This window comes from Nocardiopsis sp. FR4, from assembly GCF_009830945.1.
Classification (GTDB): domain Bacteria; phylum Actinomycetota; class Actinomycetes; order Streptosporangiales; family Streptosporangiaceae; genus Nocardiopsis.
In genome coordinates this window covers 1-1,075 of record NZ_VWVV01000070.1, presented here as the reverse complement: position 1 = coordinate 1,075, position 1,075 = coordinate 1, and the positions used below count along the sequence as shown (strand labels likewise).

Annotated in this window: 1 protein-coding gene; it reads right to left on the bottom strand. The window is 61.4% G+C overall.

Annotated features, from left to right (window positions below; all coding sequences use genetic code 11):
- A partial coding sequence (clpX, locus tag FYW95_RS27460; RefSeq protein ID WP_159945737.1) for an ATP-dependent Clp protease ATP-binding subunit ClpX occupies positions 1-1,075 on the bottom strand: 1,075 nt, incomplete at both ends.

The following is a 1,075-nucleotide window of genomic DNA, read 5'->3' as shown; positions in this document are numbered from 1 at the left end:
GGGCGCGGCGGAGTTGGGCCCGAGGCACGATCGTCGGATTCACGTGCTCACGCACCGCCTCCCGCGTAATGATCACCTGACCCACATCCTCACGCGAAGGCACCTCATACATCACCGACAACAACACCTCCTCAATAATCGCCCGCAACCCACGCGCACCCGTCCCCCGAATAATCCCCTGCTCCGCGATCGCCTCCAACGCGTCCGCCGTGAACTCCAACTCCACGTTGTCCAACTCGAACAACCGCTGATACTGCTTCACCAACGCGTTCCGCGGCTCCGTCAAAATCCGGATCAACGCCTCACGATCCAGATCATGCACACTCGTGATCACCGGCAACCGACCCACGAACTCCGGAATCATCCCGAACTTCAACAGGTCCTCCGGCATCACCTCACCGAACAACGCCGTACCGCCCAACTCCCCCTTGGGCCGCAACACCGCGTTGAACCCCATCCCCTGCTGACCCGTCCGCGACTCGATGATCTTCTCCAACCCCGCGAACGCACCACCACAGATGAACAACACATTCGTCGTGTCGATCTGGATGAACTCCTGATGCGGATGCTTGCGCCCACCCTGGGGCGGCACACTCGCCGTCGTCCCCTCCAAGATCTTCAACAACGCCTGCTGCACCCCCTCACCCGACACATCCCGGGTGATCGAGGGATTCTCACTCTTACGCGCGACCTTGTCGACCTCATCGATGTAGATGATCCCGGTCTCGGCCTTCTTCACGTCATAGTCCGCCGCCTGGATCAACTTGAGCAGGATGTTCTCCACATCCTCCCCCACATACCCCGCCTCGGTCAGCGCCGTGGCGTCAGCGATCGCGAACGGCACGTTCAGAATCCGCGCCAACGTCTGCGCCAACAACGTCTTGCCCGACCCCGTCGGCCCCAACAGCAAAATGTTGGACTTGGCGATCTCCACGTCCTCATCACCCGGACGCTCACCCTCGGACCGCACCCGCTTGTAGTGGTTGTACACCGCCACCGACAACGCCTTCTTGGCCTGCTCCTGCCCGATCACATACGAGTCCAGGAACTCGTAGATCTCCCGCGGCTTGGGCAG